General features: G+C 79.3%; 1 protein-coding gene. It reads right to left on the minus strand.

The features are described from left to right. Positions 1 to 1,229 (minus strand): alpha/beta hydrolase family protein (locus JNW98_RS22555; RefSeq protein ID WP_223770092.1); only part of this gene is annotated, 1,229 nt, incomplete at its 5' end.

Consider the following 1,229-nt stretch of genomic DNA (forward strand, 5'->3'; position numbering starts at 1 on the left):
TCACCCCACCGCCGCGCGGAACGGCGAGCATCCCTTCGCCGAGGGGCCGCCGTGGGCGGCGAGGAAGGCGAGGACGTCGCAGAAGGACCGGCCCAGTACGTCGTCGTGGCCGGCGCCGGCGTACATGCGCTCGGCCACCGAGGGCGAGCCGAGGGCGCGGAGGTTCCGGGCGACCTGGGCGGTCCAGGCGGCGGGTACGTCCTGGTCGGCGCCGCCTTGGACGATCAGGACGGGGGACCGGACGGCGGCCCGGTCGGGGTTGCCGTAGGCGGCCATCTTGCCGCCGACGGTGGCGAGCTGGGCGCGGTCGAGGGGGATGGCCTGCTCGGTGGTGGTGCGGGTCAGGGCGGGGTGGGGGGCGGTCAGGCACTCGTCGAAGACCTGGCGCGCGGTCCGGGTGGCCGCGGGGCCGAGCAGCCGGGGCAGGTCGACGCCGGGATCGGTGGCGCCGAGCCCGGCCAGGGAGTAGAGGGCGAACGCCAGGCTGCCCGGCTGGTGGGCGGCGACGACGCCGGGCAGCATCGCGTCCAGGTGGCTCGCCGGGGCGACGGCGACGGCGCCCCCGAACCGGGTCCCGGGCGCCCGTCCGGCCGCGCGGGCGGCGAAGAGGGCGGCCTGGCCGCCCTGGGAGTGCCCGACCGCGAACCAGACCGGCGCGAGGTCCGGGAGCAGCCGGCGGGCGGCGGTGACGCTGTCGACGACCGCGTTGCCCTCGTCCGGGCCGACCAGGTAGGTGTGGGTGCCGGGGGTGCCGAGGCCCGGGTAGTCGGTGGCCACCACCGCGTACCCGGCCCGCAGGAAGGCGCCCGCCTCCTGGGCGTACACGTTGTAGCCGAGGTTCGCCGCGTGCGACGGCGCGCACGCGTCCGCGATGCCGGTGGTGCCGTGTGCCCAGGCGAGCACGGGCCGGCCGCCCGCCGGCGCGGCGCCCGCGGGGACGAGGACGGTGGTGCTGACGGCGATGTCCTTGCCGTGGGCGTCGGCGGAGTGGTGGAGGACGGTCCAGCGCTCGGCCGCTCCGGTCCGGGCGTCCGGGCCGTGCCGGGTGGCGGCGATCGGGCTGCCGGGCGGGGCCGGGGGCAGGGGCTGCGGCACCCGGTAGGTGTGCCCGTCGAGCCGGACCTCGGCCAGGGTCTTCCCCGAGCCTCCGCCTCCGCCGGCGCCCGCCCCTTCCGGGCCGCCGGCCGAGCAGGCCGCGGCGGTGAGCGCGGCGGCGGCCGCCACGGCCG

It is taken from the genome of Streptomyces huiliensis, assembly GCF_020037025.1.
Lineage (GTDB): Bacteria > Actinomycetota > Actinomycetes > Streptomycetales > Streptomycetaceae > Streptomyces > Streptomyces huiliensis.